Raw genomic sequence first — 21,732 nt, 5'->3', positions numbered from 1 at the left:
CACCTGCTCGTCCGGCGGCGACCCTGCCGCCGCCGGACGGGCAGGTGGGTCTCGTTCCCGTCGGCGACGTCGTCCTCGAGAGCGGGACCGTCGTTCCCGACGTGGTTCTCGCCGTCCAGCGATGGGGCGAGACGAACGCCGACCGGTCCAACGTCGTCCTGGTCGAGCACGCGCTGACCGGCGACTCCCACGTCACCGGGCCGGCCGGCGACGGTCACCTGTCCCCCGGGTGGTGGACCGGGATGGTCGGGCCGGGTGCGCCGCTGGACACCGACCGGTGGTGCGTCGTCGCCACCAACGTTCTCGGTGGCTGTTCGGGCAGCACCGGCCCGTCGTCTCCGCATCCCGACGGCGGCTTCTGGGGGTCACGCTTCCCGGCGATCTCGATCCGTGACCAGGTCGAGGCGGAGCGCCTCTTCGCGGACGTGGTCGGCGTCGACCGCTTCGCCGCGGTGGTCGGTGGCTCGATGGGCGGAATGCGGACGCTCGAATGGGTGGTCGGGCATCCGGACCGCGTCGCCGCCGCTCTCGTTCTCGCCGTCGGCGCCCGTGCCTCGGCGGACCAGATCGGCACCCAGACCACCCAGATCGCCGCGATCACCGGGGATCGCGACTGGCACGGCGGCGACTACCTCGCCGCGGGCACCGCGCCCGAGCACGGCCTCGCGATCGCGCGGCGCATCGCCCATCTGACCTACCGGACGGAACACGAACTCGACACGCGCTTCGGCAACTCCTCGCAGAGCAACGAGGACGCGCGCGACGGGGGGCGCTACGCGGTGCAGAGCTATCTCGAGCATCAGGCCGACAAACTGGTCCGTCGATTCGACGCCGGAAGCTACGCGGTGCTCACCGAGGCCATGAATCGTCACGACGTCGGCCGCGGGCGCGGCGGAGTGGACGCCGCCCTGCGCTCCGTACGAACACCGGTCGTGGTGGCCGGCGTCGACTCCGACCGGCTCTACCCGCTTCGCCAGCAGCAGGAGATCGCCGACCTGATCCCGTCGTGCGACGGGCTGCGCATCATCGAGTCGCGCGACGGCCACGACGGATTCCTCACCGAGCCGGACGCGGTCTCCACGTTGTTGATCGCCACGATGGCGTTGGCGGACGAGGCGCTGTCCTCCGCACCGTCGCCCCGCTGAGTATTCACTCGGTCCATCGGCGGATTCACTCGGTTCATCGGCGGATTCACTCGGTTCATCGGCACCGCGCCGACATCGACGTCCCGTTCCGGTCGTACCGATCTGTCACACGTCACAGACCGTACTCCGGGACAGTCTTATTGTCCATGAAGCAGTCTTCCGGTTTGTTAGCGTGAGGTTCGCAGCGCGCCCGCCGTGCTGTGTCGATCGCGAGCGCCGGGGGGAAGTCGATGACGGAGGGTGGGCCGGGAGTCGACCGCGCGCCGAGCGAGTGGCCCGACGAGCCCGACGCCGAGTTCGAGGAGACCTTCGAACTGACGACGGCACAGCGCGACATGTGGTTGCTGCAGGAGCTCAACCCCGACGTCACCTTCGCGGTCGCGCACTACATGGAGATCCGTGGCGCCGTCGACATCGAGCTGCTCGAGCGCGCCATGCGCATCGCCACCGTCGACACGGGGTCGATGCTCACCACGCTCGTCACCGACGGTGACGCTTCCGGGGCTTCCGGGTCCGACGGCACGAACCCACCCACTCCCACGGTGCGTCAACGCCTCGACCATGCGGTCATGGACATGGATCTCGATCACATCGACGTCCGCGACGAGCCCGATCCCGCCGAGGCGGCGGCGGAGCTGATGACCGAGTTCACCCGCCCGGTGGACATGTACACCGAATCGCTCGGCTACACGGCGATCATCACCCTCGGCCCGAACCACCACTACTGGTACGCCCGCGGTCATCACGTCGCCATCGACGGGTACGGCGCCACCGTGGCCGCCGCGCGCACGTCGGAGGTCTACAACGCCCTCCTCGCGGGACGGACGCCACCCCCGTCCCGCGCCCGCCACCCCCGTGCGTTCGTCGAGGCCGAACGGGCCTACCGATCCTCGCCTCGACACGCGAAGGACCGGACCTACTGGGCCGGCGTCGGACCCACCCTGGGCGATCCGGTGTCGCTCGCCGGTCGCACCGCGCCGCCGTCGGCCTACAACCACCGGTGCGACACCCTCCTGGGCACCGCGGCCGACCGCGCGGTTCGCGACGCGGTGAACCGCTTCTCCACCACGCTCGGCGTCGTCGTGACGGCGGCGTTCGCGACGTTCCTGGCCCGCGCGACGGACTCCGCGGACGTGGTGGTGACCCTGCCGATGGCGGCACGGGTGACGTCGTGGATGCGGGAGTCCGCGTGCATGACGGCCAACGCGGTTCCCGTCGGGGTGACGTGCGGCGGTGGACGCACCGTGGGCGAGGTGATCACCGAGACCGGACACCGGGTCAGCGGCGCCCTGCGGCACCAACTGCTCCCCGCTTCCGAGATCGCGGATCTGCTCGGCCTCACGGGGGTGACGCTCGGACCCACCATCAATCTCATGCTGTTCGGCGAGCGCATCGTGCTCGGGGACGTACCGGCCGATCTCGACCTGCTCACGTCCGGGCCGACGGCCGACATCGCCGTCACCGTGCACGAGAACCGCGCCACCGGGCGGCTGCGCGTCGACCTCGAGGCCAACCCGGCGCTGTACACGGCGGACGACCTGGTGCTGCACAGCGAGCGCTTCGCGCGGTTCCTCGTGGAGTTCTGCACGAGCGACGCCGAGACCGAGGTGCGCTCGCTGCCCATGCTCGGCGACGGGGAGCCCGTCGCCCTCGCGTGGTCGACGCCGCGGGCGGTCCCACCCGCGTTCGCGACGTTCGCGGATCTGCTCTCCCGCGCCGACACCGTGGACGCCCGCGGCCTCGCCGTCGTCGACGGCCGGGTCTCGCTGACCCGCCTCGAGTTGCGGAGCCGGTCCGATGCACTGGCCCGCACGCTGCTCGATCTGGGCGTCGGTCCCGACGTGCCGGTGGTGTCGGTCCTGCCACGGTCGCACCTGTCGGTGACCGCCGTGCATGCCGTGGCCCGGTCCGGCGGTGTGCACGTTCCCGTCGATCCCTCGCTGCCCGCCGATCGCATCGCCACCATCGTCGCCGACTGCGGCGCCGCGGTGGGCATCACCTCGCCCGACCTCGTCGACGAACTGCCCTCCGGGGTGCAGTGGGTGACCGTCCCCGCGGCCACGCCCACGGCCGCGGGCGCACCCGACCTGTCCGACGCCACGCGGCCGGGGCCCGACCATCTGGCCTACGTCGTCTACACCTCGGGCAGCACCGGCACTCCCAAGGGTGTGGGCGTGACGCACCGCGGCCTCGCCGCGATGGCGACGGCAGCGATCGCCGCGCACGGTCTGCGACCCGGTCGACGGGTCATGCACTTCGTCTCCCCCGGCTTCGACGCGTCCGTGCTCGAGCTGGTCCTCGCCTTCGGCTCCGGCGGCACGCTCGTCGTGGTGCCCCCGGGAGTCCACGGGGGCACGGAACTGGCGGAAATCCTGCGGACCGGCCACGTCGACGCCGGTTTCGTCACCCCGTCGGCCCTGGCCACCGTGCCGATGACGGACCAGCGCGTCCTGACGGCCGTCGGGGTCGGCGGCGACGCCGTGCCGGGCAGTCTGGTGGACGAGTGGAGTCCCGGTCGCCGCATGGTGAACGTCTACGGGCCGACGGAGACCACGGTCGCCGTCACCTTCGGCGAGTTGCAGGCCGGCCGCGAGGTCGAGCTGGGCGCCCCGTTCCCCGGTGTTCGGGCGGTGGTCCTCGACGCCGCACTCCGTCCGGTCGCCCCCGGCTGCGTCGGTGAGCTGTACATCGGCGGCGGTGGGGTGGCCCGTGGCTATCTGGGGCGGTCGGCGCTGACCGCCGAGCGCTTCGTCGCCGACCCGTTCGAATCCGGCGCCCGCCTCTACCGCACCGGTGATCTGGTGCGGCGCACCGCCCGCGACACGCTCGTCCACCTCGGCCGCCGGGACCACCAGGTCAAGGTCCGCGGCTTCCGGATCGAACTCGGCGAGATCGAGGAGGCCCTGAGGACGGCCCCGCACGTGGGCGACTCCGCGGCGATCGTCCACGGCGTCGGAGCGCGCCGCACGCTCGAGGCCTACGTCAGTCCGGCGGGTCCGGAGCACCCCGATCCCGACGTCGTCCTCGACGCCGTCGCCCGCATCCTGCCGCCGTACATGCTGCCCAACCGGGTGACGGTGCTGGACCGCATGCCGTTGGGCGTGAACGGCAAGATCGACCGCAAGCGACTCCCCGCGCCGCGCGCCCGCGACACCGCGGTGACGAGGCAGCCCGAGACACAGCGAGAGATTCTGGTCGCCGAGGTGGTCGGCGAGATCCTGGACCTGAAGGACGTGGCCGCCACCGATCACTTCTTCGAACTGGGCGGGAACTCGCTGCTGGCGACGCGACTCGCGGCGCAGTTGACGGAACGGTCGGGCCGCACCGTCGGCGTCCGCGACGTCTTCACCCTCGCCACGGTCGAGCGCCTCGCGCGGCGGCTCGACGACGAGCCCGTCACGGACGACCGGCGACCGGGCCCGCGCCGCGGCGACCGGGAAAATCCGACACCGGCGTCGGCCGCGCAGCGCGGTCTGTGGTGGATCGAGCAGTTCCACCCGTCGTCGACGTACCACGTTCCCCTGGCCCTGCAGATCACCGGACCGTTCGACGCCGACGCGGCCCGCGAGGCGCTGCGAGACGTGGTCGCGCGGCACGAATCCCTGCGTACCGTGTTCCGAGCTCCCGCCGACGGCGAGACCGGACCGATGCAGGTCGTGCGAGACGCTGCCGAGATCACCGACCTGCTCGACATCGACGACGTCGAGGTGGACCGTGCCGCCGAGGTCACCGCCGCCCTGGGGCCCGCCACGGCCACGCCCTTCGACCTCGCGGCGGATCTGCCGTTGCGCGCACGCATCGTCCGCGTCCGGTCCGAGCCCGACCGACACGTTCTCGCCGTGGTGCTGCACCACATCTGCGTCGACGGGTGGTCGCTCGGCGTCCTCGCCGCCGACCTGGCGACGGCGTACCTCGCGCGCGTCGTCGGCACCGCTCCCGCATGGCCGGCTCCGGCCGTGCAGTACGCCGACGCCTCGGCGTGGCAGCGACGGGAACTCGGATCGACGGACGATCCCACCTCCCGCATCTCGTCGTTGCTCACCTGGTGGACCCGCACGGTGGCCGACCTCCCGACGCCGTCCGGACTCGGTGCCGATCGGCCCCGTCCCCTCGTCCCGACCGGTCGCGGCAGCGTGGTGTCCGCCCCGATGGGGGATCGGCGACTCGCAGCACTCGACGCCCTCACCACCCGCACCGGCACCTCGCGGTTCATGGTCGTGCACGCCGCCCTGGTCCTCGTTCTGCGTGGACTCGGCGCCGGGGACGACGTCGCCGTCGGCACCGCCGTCGCCGGACGCGGCCACGCGGACCTCGACGGCGTCCTGGGCATGTTCGTCAACTCGGTGGTGTTGCGCACCGCCACCTCCGGCGACCGCACCCTCGGCGAGCACCTCGCCGCCGTCCGCGCGACCGACCTCGACGCCCTCACCCGGGCCGACCTGCCGTTCGAGACGCTCATCGACGCCGTCGACCCGCCGCGGCTGCCGGGCCGACACCCACTCTTCGACGTCATGATCACCACGCGCACCACCCCCGACCTGCGCACGGCCGTCGGTGACGTCGTCCTCGAACCGTTCCCCCTCGACGCCGGCCGCGCCAAGTACGACCTCGAGCTGGTGATCGACGAGTCCCCCGGCGCACCCCTGCGCCTGGACCTCACCTATGCCGTCGACCTCTACGACCGCGCCACGGCGACCGCGCTGCTCGAGCGGGTCGTCGCCGTCGTCGACGCGATGGCGGGCGACCTCACCGTCCCGGTCGGTCGCGTGCCGGTTCTGCTGCCGCACGAGATCGCGGCGACGGTGCCGATGCGATCCCCGGAGCGTGAACCCCGACCCGTCGGGGTCGAGTGGACGCTGGATGCACTGGTGCGGCGGCACGCGGCGCTGACCCCGGACGCGATCGCCGTGGTCGAGGGTTCCCGCCGCACCACCTACGCCGAGTTGGACGCGATGGTGCAGCGTGGCGCGGCTCGCCTGCTGGACAACGGCGTCTCCGCGGACAGTCGAGTCATCGGCCTGGTTCGCCGGTCCACCGAATCGGTCGCGGCCGTGCTCGCGGTCGCCCGCGCCGGCGGCGGCATCGTCCCCGTCGATCCCGACTACCCCGCGGACCGGCGGGCCTTCATGGTGCGCGACAGCAAGACCCTCCACGCGGTCTGCTCCGATCCGGCCGACGTCCCGAGCGACGGGTTCCTCTGGACCACCACCGAGGGGCTGCTGTCCGCCGACGCGGTCCCGGCGGCGCGGGGTGCCGTGACGGTGCCCCTGGACTGCACCGCCTACGTCACCTACACCTCGGGGACCACCGGCCGACCCAAGGGCGTACAGGTCACCCGACGCGCCTTCGCCAACATCACGCGGGAACTGGTGCGCGCGTACCGAGCTGACGCCGCCGCGCGTGTCCTGGCGTTCGCCTCCCCCAGCTTCGACGCGTCGATGCTCGAACTGGGCCTCGCCTTCGGTGCCGGTGCCGCTCTGGTGATCGTCCCTGCCGGGGTCGTCGGCGGCGACGAGCTGGCGTCGATCATCGACGAGCACGCGGTCACGCATGCCTTCCTCACCCCGTCCGTGCTGTCGACGCTGCCCGCCGGGGACGGCCCGCTGCGCCGGCCCGTCGTGCTGGGCATCGGCGGGGAGAACTTCGGGGCCGACCTGCTCGCGGAGTGGGGACCCGGACGCCGCATCGTCGACATCTACGGCCCCACCGAGAGCACCATCTGCTCGCACGCCCCGCATCTCGCGGGGACCGAGGTCTCCATCGGCCTCCCCGTCTCCGGCGTACGGGCCACCGTGCTCGGACGCGACCTCGTGCCCGTGCCGCCGGGGACCGAGGGCGAGCTGCACCTGGCCGGAGTGCAGTTGGCCCGCGGCTACCTCGATCGTCCCGCCCTCACGGCCGCACGGTTCGTCGCCGACCCCTTCGGCCCACCCGGGTCGCGGATGTACCGCACCGGCGACCTCGCCGTGTGGCGATCGACCGAGCACGGCCGTCCCGACGTCCGCATCACGGGCCGCAGCGACTTCCAGGTCAAGATCCGCGGTCAGCGCATCGAGCCGGGCGAGATCGACGCCGTGCTCACCGAGGCACCCGGAGTGGCCGGAGCCGTCACCGTCACCGCGCCGGGACCCGCCGGCGAAACCGTGCTCGTCTCCTTCGTGCATCCGGCGCCCGGCGGGTCCGCCGCCGACATCGACGTCGCGCAGGTCGTCGCCGTCGCCCGCCGGGGCCTTCCGCGACACATGGTCCCCACGGCCGTGGTTCCCGTCGACGCACTGCCGCTGACTCCCGTCGGCAAGGTCGACCGGGCCGCCCTCCCGATGCCGGACGCACTCGACGCGGCCACCGTTCACCGCGACCCGGCGACGCCGGACGAGAAGGTCGTCGCCGACGTCCTCGCCACCGTGCTCGGCCGCGACCGCATCGGGGTCGACGACGACTTCTTCGCCCTCGGCGGGACGTCGCTGTCCGCGACCGTGTTCACCGCCGCCCTCACCGAACGGACCGGCGTGCGCGTCCCGGTGCGCGCCGTGTTCGAGCACCCCACCGTGGCGGGTCTCGCCGCCCTCGACGAGCTCGCCGGGATCGGCAGCACGACGGCGACCCGGCCCGTGCTCGATCCACCCGACCGACCGGCATCGGTGCCGCTGTCGTCGGCGCAGCTGGCGATGTGGTTCGCGAACCGCACCCCGGCCGCGTCCGCGTACGTCATCGTCTCCGGACTGGCCGTGACCGGACCGCTCGACGACCGTGCCGTCATCGCGTCGCTGAACGACGTCGTCGCCCGTCACGAGTCGCTGCGCACGGTCTACCCCACGGTGGGCGGCGTGCCGACCCACCGTGTGCTCGACGCCGTCGACGTCCCGGTGCGCGTCGTCGACGTCTCCGGTGGTCCCGAGATCGAGTCGGGTCCGCTCGGCGAGCATCCCGACGTGCACGCCGCGCTCACCGCCCTGAGCGAGCGTCCCCTCGACCTCGCCGACGGGCCCGTGGTCCGCGCCTGCATCGTCCACCTGGCGGCCGACCGACACGTGGTGGGCGTCGCGGTGCACCACATCGCTGCGGACGGTGAATCGATCGTGCCCCTCACCGGCGATCTGATGCAGGCCTACGCGGCTCGCACGTCCGGTACCGCGCCGCAGTGGACGCGTCCTCCGGTCCAGTACATCGACCACCTCCTCGCCCGGCGCGCCGCGCTCGAGCCCACCCGAGCGGCCGCCTCGCTCGACTGGTGGCGGACGCGTCTGGCCGGCATCGCCCCGGAACACGCCGTCCGGCCGGACCTCCCCCGTCCCGACCGGACGTCGGGGCGAGCGGAGTCGGTGACCGTCACACTCTCGGCGTCGACTCGTCGCGCGGTGCAGGCGCTCGCGACACAGCACCGCGCCACGGAGTTCATGGTGATCCACGCGGCGCTCGCCGCGGTCGTCGCCGCGGAGAGCCGCACCGACACCGAGACCGGACACGTCGACGTGGTGATCGGCACCCCGCACGCCGGACGGCACGCCGCCGGTCTGGAGACCATGGTGGGTATGGCCGTCGAGACGGTCGTCCTGCGCACCGCCGTCGACCGGACGTCGTCGTTCGCCGAGACGGTGGACGCGGTCCGCGACGCCGACCTCGACGCTCTCGATCACGCCGAGACGTCGTTCGACGACGTGGTCGCCGCGCTCGATCCGCCCCGTCATCCGGCGCGTCACCCCGTCGTGCAGATCATGCTCTCGGTGCGACCCGATCCTCCCGTCCACGTCGAGCTCGGGGAGCAGACCGTCTCGGCGCTCCCGATCGCGCCGAGGTTCTCGGCGTTCGATCTGGTCGTCACGGTGATTGCGCGCCGCGACGGAGGCGCCGACGTCGAGGTGACGTTCTCCCGTGAGCTCTTCCTGCCCGCCACGGCGGGTCGCCTGGCCGCCGCGGTGCGCGACGTCCTGGTCCGGGGAACGAGCACACCGGCAACCGCGGTGGGCGAGCTCGCGGCCGCGCCCGTCGAGCGTGGGTCCACCCTGGCGGACCTCCTGGTGGCCGCAGCCTCGGACCGGCCGCACCGACCGGCGGTCTCCGCATCGGACGGCCACCGGACCTACGCCGAACTGCTCGCCTCCGCCGATGCGCTCGCCGCCCGGTTGCGGGCGGCCGGGGCCGGTCCCGGCGAGGTGGTGGCCGTCGCGATGGGCCGGTCCGCTGCGTCCGTCACCGCGTTCTGGGGTGTGGCGCTCTCCGGCGCCGCCGTCCTTCCGGTCGATCCCACCTACCCGCGCGAGCGCCTGCAGTACGTGCTCGGCGACGCGTCGCCCGTCCTCGGCCTGACCCGAGCGGTCGACGCGGTGTCGTTGCCCGACTCCGTGACGTGGTGGTCACTGGACTCGTCCGGCGTCCCCGTGGACGGGGACGGGTCGGTTCCCGCCGCGGTGTCGGCTCGACCCGCTCGCATGGACGACGTCGCGTATCTGATCTACACCTCGGGCACGACCGGCCGCCCCAAGCCGGTCGCGGTGCCGCACCGAGGTCTGGATCGGTTCGCCGCCACTCTCCGGACCACGTTCGACACCGATCACCGCTCCCGGGTCCTGCACGTCGCGTCTCCCGGCTTCGACGCCGCAGTGCTCGAACTGCTGCTCGCGGTGGGCAGCGGCGCGGCAACGGTGGTCGCCCCGCCCTACGCGTTCGCCGGGTCGGCCCTGGCTACGGCGATCGATCGGGAACGGGTGGACACGGTCTTCCTGACGCCCGCCGCCCTGGCCCTGCTCGATCCGGCCTCGGTGCCCACCGTGCGCACCGTGGGCACCGGCGGCGAGGCGCTGCCTGCCGCCGTGGCCGAGACCTGGGCCGCGACACACCGCTTGGTCAACGCGTACGGACCGAGCGAGACGACGGTCGCCGCCACGATGGGGGTCCAGCGACCCGGTGCCGCCCCGCACATCGGCACGCCGGTGGCGGGCACGGAGACCCGGGTGCTCGGGCCCACCCTGGCCGCGGTGACGGACGGAGAGACGGGTGAGCTGTACGTGGCCGGCCCCGGCCTCGCCCGCGGCTATCCCGGTCGCCCCGGCGCCACTGCGGCGCGGTTCGTCGCCGACCCGGCGGGGCCATCCGGCAGCCGGATGTACCGCACCGGCGACCTGGTGCGGACCCGACCCGCCGTCGGCCGCGCGCCCCGCGTCCTCGAGATCCTGGGACGCTCGGACGCGCAGACCAAGATCCGCGGTGTCCGTATCGAACCCGCCGAGGTCGAGGCCGTGCTCACCGGCCACCCCGCCGTCCTCGGCGCCGCGGTGCTGGTGGAGGCCGGCGCCGACGGATCGGTTCTCGTCGCCCACGTCTGCGCACCCGGGGCCGACGAGACCTCGATCCGGGACCACGCGGCCGCCGCGCTGCCCCGCACGCACCTGCCCGGCCGAATCGTTCTGCACGACCGGCTGCCGCTGACCACCCACGGCAAGGTCGACCGCGTCGCTCTGCGCGCGGTGGGTGCGGCGGTGCCGGAGAAGTCGGTACCGGACGAGGTCTCGGTGACCGTCCCCGCGCCGGTGTCCGCGTCGGTGTCCGCGCCGGTGTCCGCGCCGGTGTCCGACGACGGGCTCGGTCTGGAATCGATGCTCCGGGCCGCGTTCGCGGAGGTGCTCGGGGTGGACGACGTCCCCGCGGACGCCGATTTCTTCGCGCTGGGCGGCAATTCGCTGGCCGCGGTCCGGGTCCTCGACCTGGTGCGCGACCGCATCGGCGACCGGGTGAACCCCGACGCCGTGGACGTCACATGGTTCTTCGATGCCGCGACACCGGCATCGCTGTCCGCTCGACTACAGGAGGCGATCGTGCTCGACGACGGAATCGACACCCGGGAGCGGGAGGCCGTCACACCGCCGCCGGTACCGGCGGCCGTCACACCGCAGCCGACGCCGGGACCCGCCGCCGGCTCCCACCACCGTGCGCCGCGGCGTGCCTCTCGGTCCGCGCCGGCGGGCACATCGTGGGACGTGGTGCTGCCCTTGCGGTCCGGGGCGGACGACGTGGCACCGCTCGTCTGCGTGCACCCGGCCGTGGGCCTGTCCTGGAGCTACGCGGGACTGCTGCCGCATCTGGATCCCTCGGTGCCGGTGATGGGTCTCCAGGCGCGCGGAATCGCCACGCCGGCACCGGAACCCGCGTCCCTCGGCGAGATGGCCCGTGACTACGTCAACGTCGTGCGCAGCGAGTTCCCCTCGGGCCCCTACCGTCTGTTGGGTTGGTCCCTCGGTGGTCTCCTGGCCCACGCGATGGCCGTGGAGTTCGAGAAGCTCGGCGAGGACGTCGATCTGATCGTGCTCGACGCGTATCCGATCCCGGCCGACATGCCGCGCACCGAGATGACCGTCGCCGCGCTGGTCCGCGACTTCGTTCCGCTCGACGCGGAGGTGCCGGACGACCTCGACGTGGAGGGTGCGATCGAGCTGATCCGCGGCGTGGGCGGCCCCACCGCACACCTGGACGCGGACCGGATGCGTCGTCTGCACGCCCGGTACCGACTGTTCGTCGACCTCGGACACGCGCACACCCCGGATCGTTTCGGCGGTGACCTGCAGGTGTTCTCGGCGTCCGTGACCTCCGTGACGTCCTCGGGGGCCGACACCGGCCTCGGTCCCTGGGCGTGGCGGCCGCACGTCGCGGGCTCCATCACCGACACGCCCGTCGACGTGGCCCACAACGCGATGGGATCGGCCGAGGCGTTGGCCGTGGTCGCGCGTCGGCTCGGCGGATTCCGATCCGCCACCGTCGGCACTCGATGACGGCCGTCGACGCGCGCCGGCCCTCCGACGCGGCGGTCGAGGTCAGGGGTCTGGTCAAGGACTACACCTCGCGGCGCGGCTCCCACCGGGCGCTCGACGGGATCGACCTCACCGCCGCGGCCGGGGAGGTCACCGCGGTGCTGGGTCCCAACGGGGCCGGCAAGACCACCACCGTCCGCATCGTCGGCACGCTGTCCCGGCCCACCGCGGGCACCGTCACCGTCGCGGGAGTGGACGCCGTCCGCGATCCCCGTCGGGTGCGGGGGCTGATCGGGCTCTCCGGCCAGTACGCCGCGGTGGACAACAAACTCACCGGGTACGAGAACCTGCGGATGCTCGCTCGCCTCTACGGGGCGGGCGCTCGCGACGCCCGCGCCCGAGCTCGTCAACTGCTCGAGAGGTTCCGCCTGGACGACGTCGGATCGCGGCCCGTGTCCACCTACTCGGGTGGCATGCGGCGCCGCCTCGACCTCGCGGGGGCGGTCGTCGCGCGTCCGCCACTGATCATCCTCGACGAGCCGACCACCGGGCTGGATCCACGGAGCCGCAACGACATGTGGGACATCGTCGCCGAACTGAAGGCCGAGGGCACCGCCATCCTGCTCACCACGCAGTACCTCGAGGAGGCGGATCGGCTGGCGGACGCGATCGTCGTCGTCGACCGCGGCGTCGTCGTCGCCCGCGGCACCCCGACCGAACTGAAGGAACGCGTGCGCCCCCCGACCGTCGACGTCCGCCTGAGCCGGCCGGACGATCTCCGACTGGCTGCGGACCTGCTGCCCAACATGAACTTTCGCGTTCATCGCAGCACTGTCGCGGACGGATGGTTCACCGTGGACGGTCGGCACGCCAGTGCGTCGCTGGTCGAGGTGCTCGCCCGCCTGCACCGCACCGGAGTGGACGTGCGCGACGCGCGGATGAACGTCCCGGACCTCGACGACGTGTTCTTCGAATCCACCGGCAGGGCCGCCGAACCGATGGGCGCCGTCGAGGCGGTCGGGTCCGGGAGGCCGACGTGACCGTTCACCGGGCCGAGCCTCGCACCCCCGTCGCCGCCGGCGGCGAGCCCCGGCACGCCCGCCGGGCGGATCCGGAGCCCCTCATCCCCTCGATGCGTCCGCAGAACGTCCGCAGCTTCCTCGTGGACTGCCTGACCATGACGCAGCGGAACCTGCTCACGATCCTGCGGGTGCCGCAACTGCTGCTCGGGGCGACGGTGCAGCCCCTGATGTTCGTGTTGCTGTTCTCCTACGTGTTCGGCGGCGCTCTCGGCGGACCGACCTACCGCGAATTCCTGATGGGCGGCATCTTCACCCAGACGGTGGTGTTCAGCGCGGCCTTCACCGCCATCGGCCTCGCGACGGACAGCAAGGAGGGCATCGTCGACCGCTTCCACTCGCTGCCGATGTCGCGGGTGTCGATCGTGTTGGGGCGCACGTTGTCCGACACGCTCGTCTCGGTGGTCTCGATCGCCGTCATGATCTCGGCGGGGTACGCCGTCGGGTGGCGGATCCGGTCCTCGGTCGTCGATGCCCTCGGCGCGGTCCTGCTGCTCATGTTCTTCGGCTTCGCGATGTCGTGGCTGGGCGCCGTGGTGGGGCTGGTGGCCGGCACGGCCGAGAGCGCCCAGAGTGCGCTGATGATCGTGCTGTTCCCCATCACGTTCATCTCGTCGGCGTTCATTCCGTCGTCCACGCTGCCGGGGCCGCTCCGCGCATTCGCCCAGTGGAATCCCATCACCTCGGTGGCCAGATCGACGCGCGAGGCCTTCGGGAATCCGGTGTCGCCCTCGCCGGCCGTACGTGAACCGATCAACTGGGCGTCGACGCACCCGACGATCTACTCGATCCTGGTGTCGGTGGCGGTGTTGGCGATTCTCGTCCCTGTGGCGCTGCGGGTGTCGCGGTCCTCGGACGGCTGAGCGAGCGGGCGCTCAGTCGGTCCCCAGCGGATCGATGGAGACGGCCAACCACACCACCGCGCCGCCGACCAGCGCCAGGGAGAAGGTGTCGAACGCGCGTGACCGCACCGCGAGGATGCCCACCCGGTCCTCGGTGAGCAGAAGCCGCAATCCGGCGGCGACCAGCGCGGCGATGCCGAAGACGAAGGCGCCGCGACGCCAGCGGTCCGCGAGCACCAGGACCACCGCCGCAACGATGACCCCGACCACCACGAGGACGGGGATCTGACGGCGCAGCGCGGTCACGAGTCGTCGGCGGTGCGCTCGGCGCGTTCGACCACGTTGGACAGCAGGAACGCCCGCGTGAGGGGACCGACCCCGCCGGGGTTCGGCGAGAGGAACCCGGCGACGTCCTCCACGCCTGCCGCGACGTCGCCGCGCAGGCCGTCCTCGGTGCGGGAGACGCCGACGTCGACGACGGCCGCACCCGGCTTGACCATGTCCGGCGTGATGAGCCCGACCACGCCGGCGCCGGCGACGACGATGTCGGCGCGGCGCACCTCGGCGGCCAGGTCACGGGTTCCGGTGTGGCACAGCGTCACGGTGGCGTTCTCGGATCGCCGCGTGAGGATGAGTCCCAGCGGTCGGCCGACGGTGACGCCGCGACCGACCACCACGACGTGGGCGCCAGCGAGCGGCACGTCGTAGCGACGGAGCAGGTGGACGATGCCGCGCGGGGTACAGGGCAGCGTCGATTCCTCGCCGAGCACGAGTCGCCCGAGGTTGACCGGATGCAGGCCGTCCGCGTCCTTGTCCGGATCGACCCGCTCGAGCGCGCGGTTCTCGTCGAGGTGCTTCGGCAGCGGCAACTGCACGATGTAGCCGGTGCAGGCCGGGTCGGCGTTGAGGTCGTCGATGACGGCGTCCAGCTCGTCCTGCGTGATGTCCGCGGGCAGGTCTCGACGAATCGACGCGATTCCGACCTTGGCGCAGTCGTTGTGCTTGCCGCGGACGTACGCGGCCGATCCGGGATCGTCACCCACGAGGACCGTGCCGAGCCCCGGGACGATGCCGCGGTCGCGCAGAGCCGACACGCGGGCGGTGAGGTCGACGAAGATCTCGTCGCGGGTGAGTTTGCCGTCCAGTCGCGTCGCGGTCACGACGTTCAGTTTCCCACGCGACGACGGGAGGACGCGACGTGGCAGGCTGATCCGGTGTTTCGTCTGATGTTCCACGAGCCCCGCATCCCGCAGAACACCGGCAACGCCATCCGCCTGGTGGCCGGCACCGGGTGCGAGCTGCATCTGGTCGAACCCCTCGGCTTCGATCTGTCCGAGCCGAAGCTCAAGCGTGCGGGACTGGACTACCACGACCTGGCGTCGGTCACGGTGCATCCCGACCTGGAGTCCGCGTGGGAGTCGCTGGCGCCCGACCGCGTCTTCGCGCTCACCGCGCACGCCACGACGTCCTACGCGTCGGTGCAGTACCGGGCGGGCGACGTCTTCCTGCTCGGTCCCGAACCCACGGGTCTCGCGCCCGAGGTGCTCGCCGATCCGCACGTCACGGACCGGCTTCGCATCCCCATGCTGGCGGGGCGCCGGTCGATGAACATCACCAACGCCGCGTCGGTGGTGGTCTACGAGGCGTGGCGCCAGCTCGGGTTCGAGGGCAGCGTCTGAGCCGGCCGTTCGGTCGTGCTCAGGAGCGGCGGGTGCGGCGGCGACGCAGTCGGAGCACCCCGACCACGAGGGCGACGACCACCGCGACGAGTACCGCCCACGGCACCGCGGCGACGAGGAAGAGTCCCACCGCGGTCAGCGACCGCAGGAGGGCATGCCAACCATCGGCGAACGCGCCCCCGATGCCGCCGCGGCTCGCGGTCTCGGTCTCGGTGATCCGAACCGACACCGTGGCGAGGTCGATCTGCTCGCGCAGGGACTGCTGCTGCCCGCGCAGGCTGTCCAGCTCGCCCTGGCGATCCGCGAGGGCCGTCTCGGCGGCGAGCAGGTCGGCGGTCGACGACGCGGTCGCGAGCAGGTCGCGGAGTCGGGTCACGGTGGCGTCGAGGGCGGCGATGCGGGCGTCGACGTCGATCACCTGGTCGGTGACGTCCGTCCGGTCCACGCCGACGGCGGTGACGCGGCCGATCGTGCCGAACTCGTCGAGTGCGGCGTCCACCTCGGCGGCCGGAACTCGCAGGGTCAGCGCGGCGGAGGCGGGTCCGTCGTCGACGGACGGCGAGTCGGTGCGCGAGTCGACCCGGCCGCCGCGCTGCTCGGCGAGCGCCTGTGCGCGGTCGGCCGCCCCGATCGGATCGTCCGCGTCGAGGGACACGGTGGCGTTCACGACGTCCTGGCGGGTCGGCGTGACCTGCGAGCGTGCGGGTGCGGCCTCGGCGAGGGCGATGCCCGAGTCGGTCCCGGGGGCGGTGACGGCACCGGCGTCCGGGGATTCGCCGCCCGGCCCGAGGTCCGGCTCACGGGTGGCGCAGCCGGCTGCCGCGAGCATGCCCGCGATGCACAGGACGGCCGCCAGCCTTCTCGTGGGCGCCGTTCTCGGGCGCGCTGTTCTCATGGGCGCATCGTAGGCACGGGACCGGGTCCGTCGAGGCGGTCCGCCTCCGGCTCAGCGGAAGTCACGACTGCGCAGCAACACCCGGAGGTCGAGAGGCTCGAGCTTGTCCGCCACCAGGGTGACCACACCCTCGGCGTTCTGCACGATGCCGCGGACGTAGAGCGCCTGTGAGAGCTGGGCGGCCTGTTTGTACTTGTGCCACACCCCCACCGAGCAGACCACGTTGATCATGCCGGTCTCGTCCTCGAGGTTGACGAACGTGACGCCGGCGGCCGTCGCCGGCCGTTGCCGATGCGTGACGGCTCCGGCCACCAGGACCCGGTCACCGTCGGTCACCGACAGGAGGCGGTTCGCCGGGATCACCTGCAACTCGTCCAGCCGCTCCCGGAGGAACTGCGTGGGGTAGCTGTCCGGGGAGACGCCGGTGGCCCAGATGTCGGCGGCGGCGAGTTCCCAGGCGCTCATGCCGGGCAGCGACGGCGCTCGGATCGACGCCCCCACGGCGGGCAGGCGATCGGGGCGCTCCGCCGCGGCGGCGCCCGCGGCCCACAGCGCCTCACGACGGGTGATCCCGAAGCACGCCAACGCACCGGCCGTGGCGAGCGATTCCGCTTGCGTCACCGTCAGTTCCACCCGGCCGGTGAGGTCGAGCAGCGTGCGGAACCGCCCGCCGGCCCGGGCCGCGACGATCTTCTCGGCCAGGTCGGTGCCGATGCCGCGCACCTCGGCGAGGCCGAGCCGGACCTCGAGGCCCGCGTTCTCGACGGTGGCGTGGGCGAGCGAGGCCTGTACGTCCGGCCCGTGCACCACCACGCCGTGGCGGCGCGCGTCGGCCACCAGGGACTGCGGTGAGTAGAAGCCCATCGGCTGTGCCCGTAGCAGTCCCGCGCAGAACGCGGCCGGGTGATGGAGCTTGAACCACGACGAGTAGAACACCAGCGACGCGAAGCTCTGCGAATGACTCTCGGGGAACCCGAAGTTGGCGAAGGCGTAGAGCTTGTCGAAGATGCGGTCCGCCTTCGGCCCGGTGATGCCGTGCAGCTCGCGCATGCCGTCGTAGAACCGCTCGCGCATCCGGTCCATCTTCTCCGGGCTGCGCTTGGAGCCCATGGCCCGGCGCAACTGATCGGCCTCGGTGGCGGAGAACCCCGCCACGTCGACGGCCATCTGCATGAGTTGTTCCTGGAACAGCGGGACGCCGAGCGTGCGTTCGAGGGCGCGTTCGAGCGACGGATGGTCGAACGTCACGGGCTCGAGCCCGTTGCGGCGCCGGACGTACGGGTGCACCGAGTGGCCCTGGATGGGACCGGGACGGATCAACGCGACCTCCACCACCAGGTCGTAGAACTCCCGCGGCTTCAGCCGAGGCAGGGTGGCCATCTGCGCGCGCGACTCCACCTGGAACACCCCCACCGAATCCGCCCGCTGGAGCATCTCGTACACCGCCGCCTCACCGAGGTCCAGCTCGGCGAGATCCACGTGAATTCCCTTGTGCTCCTTGACCAGGTCGATCATGTAGTGCAGCGCGGAGAGCATACCGAGACCGAGCATGTCGAACTTCACCAGGCCGACGGCGGCGCAGTCGTCCTTGTCCCACTGCAGGACCGTCCGCCCCGCCATGCGCGCCCACTCCACCGGACACACGTCGGCGATGGGGCGATCGCAGATCACCATGCCGCCGGAATGGATGCCGAGATGACGCGGGAAGTTCTCGATCTGCGCCGCCAGCTCGAGGACGGGAACGGGGATGGTCGTCTCACGCGATTCGGCGGCGAGATCGGTCGCTCCCACGCCGGACCATCGGGTGATCTGCTTGCTCCAGGCATCCTGCTGTCCCTGCGAGGCACCCAGTGCTCGCGCCATGTCCCGCACCGAGGACTTGCCGCGGTAGGTGATGACGTTGGCCACCTGCGCCGCGTAGTCCCGGCCGTACTTGGCGTAGACGTGTTGGATGGCCTCCTCGCGGCGGTCGGATTCGATGTCGACGTCGATGTCCGGTGGGCCGTCGCGTTCCACGGAGAGAAACCGCTCGAACAGCAGCCCGTTGCGCACCGGGTCGACGTGCGTGATGCCGATGGCGTAGCAGACGGCGGAGTTGGCCGCCGATCCTCGTCCCTGGCACAGGATGTCGGCCTGCTTGCAGAACGCCACGATGTCGTGGACCACGAGGAAGTACCCGGGGAAGTTCAGTTGCTCGATCACGGTGAGCTCGTGCTCGATCTGAGCGTAGGCGGCCGGATCCTCCTCCGGCCGGCCGTAGCGCCGCGCCGCGCCGCGGTAGGTCAGCTCGCGCAGCCAGGAGATCTCGGTGTGCCCGTCCGGTACGTCGAACGGGGGCAGCTGCGGCGCGATGAGGTGCAGATCGAACGCGCACTCCTGCCCCAGTGCCGCCGCGCCGGACACCGCCGTCGGATACGGCGCGAACATCCGGTCCATCTCCGCCCCCGACCGCAGGTGTGCGCCCCCGAGGGGCGGCAGCCACCCGGACGCCTCGTCGAGACTGCGCCGGGCACGAACGGCCGCCATCGCCATGGCCAACCGGCGACGGTCCGGACGGGCGAAGTGCGCGGCCGTGGTGGCGACGACACCGAGCCCGTACCGAGCCGCGAGGCCGGCCAGCGCGTCGTTGCGCTCGTCGTCCTCCGGAACCCCCTGTGCGGTGAGCTCGACGCTCACCCGGTCCGAGCCGAAGCGGTCGATCAGGTCCCGCAGCGCGACGTCGGCCCCCGCGAGGCCGTCGCGGGCCAGGCCCGCACGCACACTGCCCTTGCGGCACCCCGTGAGTATCTGCCAGTGGCCACCGGCGGCCTCGGTGAGTGCGTCGAGGTCGTACCGCGGTCGCCCCTTTTCCCCACCGGCGAGATGCGCGGCGGCGATCTGCCGGGACAGCCGCCGGTACCCCTCCTGTCCGCGGGCGAGCACCAGCAGGTGGACGCCGTCGGGGTCGACGGTGCCCGCGCGCGACTCCGCCGGAGCCGCGCCGCCGGAGAGGGACAGCTCGGACCCGAACACGGTCTTCATGCCGAGTTCCTTCGCTGCCTCGGCGAAGCGCACCACCCCGTACATGCCGTCGTGATCGGTGAGGGCGATCGCGTCCAACCCCAGCCGGACGGCCTCCTCGACCATCTCCTCCGGCTGCGAGGCGCCGTCGAGGAAGCTGAAGGACGAGTGCGCGTGCAACTCCGCGTACGGCACCGTCGTGGCCGGACGACGCACCTCGCCCTCGTACGGCGACCGCTTGCGGGACCACGCGGGACTGTCCCCGCCGTCGCCCACGAGAGGATCGATCACCCTGGACCGTGGACCGGGACGTCCGGAGAGCAGCCGTTCCATCTCCGTCCAGGTGGGCGGACCGTCGTTCCATCCCACGCCCGCCCTCCCTTCTCACCGTCGCGCTCGACTCGTTCGAACACGTGTTCGTACCGATGAGACCATTGCAGCACGGCTCACCGACACGTCGCAAACCCGTTTCACAACGGGACGAAACGGGCAAAGAGGCACGATGGCCACCACCGCGAAGACCCCCACGGCGATGGTGTTCGCGCCGTCACCACTGCTGACGATCACGCTCGACACCGCGCCGGGCGGCACCACCGAGTTACACGTCCACGCCGGCGGTCAGGGGCACTGGATCGCCCGGATGGCCGTCAATCTCGGCCTCGACGTCACGCTCACCGGCGCGTTCGGCGGCGAGAGCGGTGCCGTGCTACGTGACCTGATCGCGCGCGAGAACATCACGGTCCGCGCCGTCGACCTCGGCACCGAATCCGGGTCCTACGTGCACGATCGTCGCGACGGGGAGCGTACGGAGGTCGCCACCATCGACCCCCCTCCGCTCGCGCGGCACGCGCTCGACGACCTCTTCGGCCTCGCCCTCGAGTGCGGCGCCGGGTCCGACATCGCCCTTCTCGGCGGTCCGCACACCGACCGCGTCGTTCCGCCCGACTTCTACCGACGCCTCTGCAGCGACCTTCGCTCCCTCGGGACTCCGGTCGTCGCCGATCTCTCCGGGGACACGGCCACCGCCGCCCTGACCGGCGGTCTCACGGTGCTGAAGATGAGCCACGAGGATCTGATCGAGGACGGCCGAGCCGACTCCGAGGACCCGGACGCGCTGATCGAGGCGATGCGATCCCTGCACGAGGAGGGCGCGCAGACCGTCGTGCTCTCCCGCGCCGCCGAACCGGCCCTCGCCCTCGTCGACGGCACGGTCCTCGAGGTGCTCACTCCCCCACTGGAGCAAACGGATCACCACGGCGCCGGCGATTCCATGAGTGCCGGCATCGCCACCGCCCTGGCCCACGGCGCCTCGATGGAGGACGCCCTGCGTCTCGGCGGGGCCGCCGGAACCGCGAACGTGACGCGCCGCGGACTGGGTACAGGACAGCGAGGACTGATCGACACGGTCGCGCGATCGGTGGAGGTGCGGCCGTTCCGACCGTGACGAGAACCGACGAACGGACCGGGAGGCCACCGTGCGTGCCCTGATCACCAACGACGACGGCGTGTCGAGTCGCGGGATCGCCGTCCTGACGCGGGTGGCTCTCGCCGCCGGACTCGACGTCGTGGTCGCCGCGCCGCACGAGGAACGCAGCGGCGCGTCCGCCGCACTGTCGGGTCTCGAGGACGGTGGTCGGCTGCGCAGCACGCGCACCGTCGTCGAGGACCTGGACGTCGACGCGTTCGCGGTGCACGCCTCCCCTGCCCTCATCGCCTTCGTCGCCTCGCGCGGCGCGTTCGGACCACGGCCCGACGTCGTGCTCTCGGGTATCAACCACGGCCCGAACACCGGCTCGGCGGTCCTGCACTCCGGCACCGTGGGTGCGGCGCTGACCGCCGTCACCCACGGCATCCCCGGGTTCGCCGTCTCGTTGGCGGGGTCACCGGACCGCTCGCGCGTCGACCCCCGGGACGATCCTCGCGTCGGCACGGACGCACCCGGCCGATCCTGGGACACCGCGGCCGAGGTCACCGACCGCGCCCTGCGCTGGTTCCTGGACCATCTCGACCCGAGCCACGTCGTCAACGTCAACGTGCCCGCGGTGCCACCGTCGGATCTGCGCGGCATTCGCGCCGCCCGGCTCGCGACCTTCGGCGCAGTCCAGGCCGAGATCGGCGATCGTGACGACGAATTCGTCACGGTGCGATTCGACGAGATCCATACCGAGAACGACGACGACAGCGACGCGAGTCTCGTCGCGCACGGCTGGGCCACGATCACCGCTCTGTGCCCGCCCACCGCAGTGACCGTCGACACCTCCGACCTGTCCGACTGACCGTCCGGTCCGAACTGCTCACAGAGTTCCCTCGAGTCGGTTCACTACAGTCGCTCCCGGGGGTCAGACGGAGT

Annotated in this window: 11 protein-coding genes; 7 read left to right on the top strand and 4 right to left on the bottom strand. The window is 72.1% G+C overall.

Annotation, left to right across the window (positions count from 1 at the left end):
- Window positions 1-23: 23 nt before the first annotated feature.
- The 4 genes from metX (at window position 24) to RC2_RS05320 (ending at window position 13,829) form a co-directional block, all read left to right on the top strand.
- On the top strand, window positions 24-1,145 hold the full coding sequence (gene metX, locus RC2_RS05335; protein ID WP_068152200.1) for a homoserine O-acetyltransferase MetX: 1,122 nt from the start codon (window positions 24-26) through the stop codon (window positions 1,143-1,145).
- 230 nt (window positions 1,146-1,375) lie between these two features.
- Entirely contained in the window at window positions 1,376-11,908 is a 10,533-nt protein-coding gene (locus RC2_RS05330) for a non-ribosomal peptide synthetase (protein WP_072681127.1), read from the top strand.
- Window positions 11,905-12,927 carry an ATP-binding cassette domain-containing protein gene (locus RC2_RS05325; RefSeq protein WP_068149937.1) on the top strand — a complete coding sequence of 341 codons (1,023 nt, stop codon included), beginning with the start codon at window positions 11,905-11,907 and terminating at the stop codon, window positions 12,925-12,927. Before RC2_RS05330 ends, RC2_RS05325 begins: the two co-directional genes overlap by 4 nt.
- The gene (locus RC2_RS05320) at window positions 12,924-13,829 is read left to right on the top strand and encodes an ABC transporter permease (protein WP_245810967.1); all 906 of its coding nucleotides are present in this window, start codon (window positions 12,924-12,926) and stop codon (window positions 13,827-13,829) included. The genes RC2_RS05325 and RC2_RS05320 overlap by 4 nt, the downstream gene beginning before the upstream one ends.
- Window positions 13,830-13,841: 12 nt before the next feature.
- Here the strand turns inward: RC2_RS05320 and RC2_RS05315 are convergent, their stop codons facing one another.
- Complete coding sequence (locus RC2_RS05315; protein WP_068149935.1) at window positions 13,842-14,114, bottom strand: DUF3017 domain-containing protein; 273 nt, start codon at window positions 14,112-14,114, stop codon at window positions 13,842-13,844.
- On the bottom strand, window positions 14,111-14,968 hold the full coding sequence (locus tag RC2_RS05310; RefSeq protein ID WP_211266811.1) for a bifunctional methylenetetrahydrofolate dehydrogenase/methenyltetrahydrofolate cyclohydrolase: 858 nt from the start codon (window positions 14,966-14,968) through the stop codon (window positions 14,111-14,113). Before RC2_RS05310 ends, RC2_RS05315 begins: the two co-directional genes overlap by 4 nt.
- A 54-nt stretch (window positions 14,969-15,022) precedes the next feature.
- On the opposite strand from RC2_RS05310, the gene RC2_RS05305 reads away from it, so the two are divergent.
- The gene (locus tag RC2_RS05305) at window positions 15,023-15,487 is read left to right on the top strand and encodes a tRNA (cytidine(34)-2'-O)-methyltransferase (RefSeq protein WP_068149932.1); all 465 of its coding nucleotides are present in this window, start codon (window positions 15,023-15,025) and stop codon (window positions 15,485-15,487) included.
- A gap of 19 nt (window positions 15,488-15,506) precedes the next feature.
- Here RC2_RS05305 and RC2_RS05300 read toward each other — a convergent pair whose 3' ends face one another.
- Together RC2_RS05300 and RC2_RS05295 are read right to left on the bottom strand one after the other, a co-directional pair.
- A complete protein-coding gene (locus tag RC2_RS05300; RefSeq protein ID WP_068149931.1) occupies window positions 15,507-16,382 on the bottom strand; it encodes a DUF4349 domain-containing protein in 876 nt (291 codons plus the stop codon).
- Window positions 16,383-16,433: 51 nt separating this feature from the next.
- Window positions 16,434-19,751 (bottom strand): error-prone DNA polymerase, encoded by a 3,318-nt coding sequence (locus RC2_RS05295; protein ID WP_068149928.1) that lies wholly within the window; start codon window positions 19,749-19,751, stop codon window positions 16,434-16,436.
- A 133-nt stretch (window positions 19,752-19,884) separates the two neighbouring features.
- Here RC2_RS05295 and RC2_RS05290 point away from each other — a divergent pair, with 133 nt between their 5' ends.
- Together RC2_RS05290 and surE are read left to right on the top strand one after the other, a co-directional pair.
- The gene (locus tag RC2_RS05290) at window positions 19,885-20,826 is read left to right on the top strand and encodes a 1-phosphofructokinase family hexose kinase (protein ID WP_068149925.1); all 942 of its coding nucleotides are present in this window, start codon (window positions 19,885-19,887) and stop codon (window positions 20,824-20,826) included.
- A gap of 31 nt (window positions 20,827-20,857) precedes the next feature.
- A complete protein-coding gene (gene surE / locus RC2_RS05285) occupies window positions 20,858-21,658 on the top strand; it encodes a 5'/3'-nucleotidase SurE (protein ID WP_068149922.1) in 801 nt (266 codons plus the stop codon).
- Window positions 21,659-21,732: the final 74 nt, after the last annotated feature.

Source organism: Rhodococcoides corynebacterioides NBRC 14404, from assembly GCF_001894765.1.
GTDB lineage: Bacteria > Actinomycetota > Actinomycetes > Mycobacteriales > Mycobacteriaceae > Rhodococcoides > Rhodococcoides corynebacterioides.
Note: the sequence above shows the minus strand (reverse complement) of the source record. Positions and strands in the feature narration are given on the sequence as shown.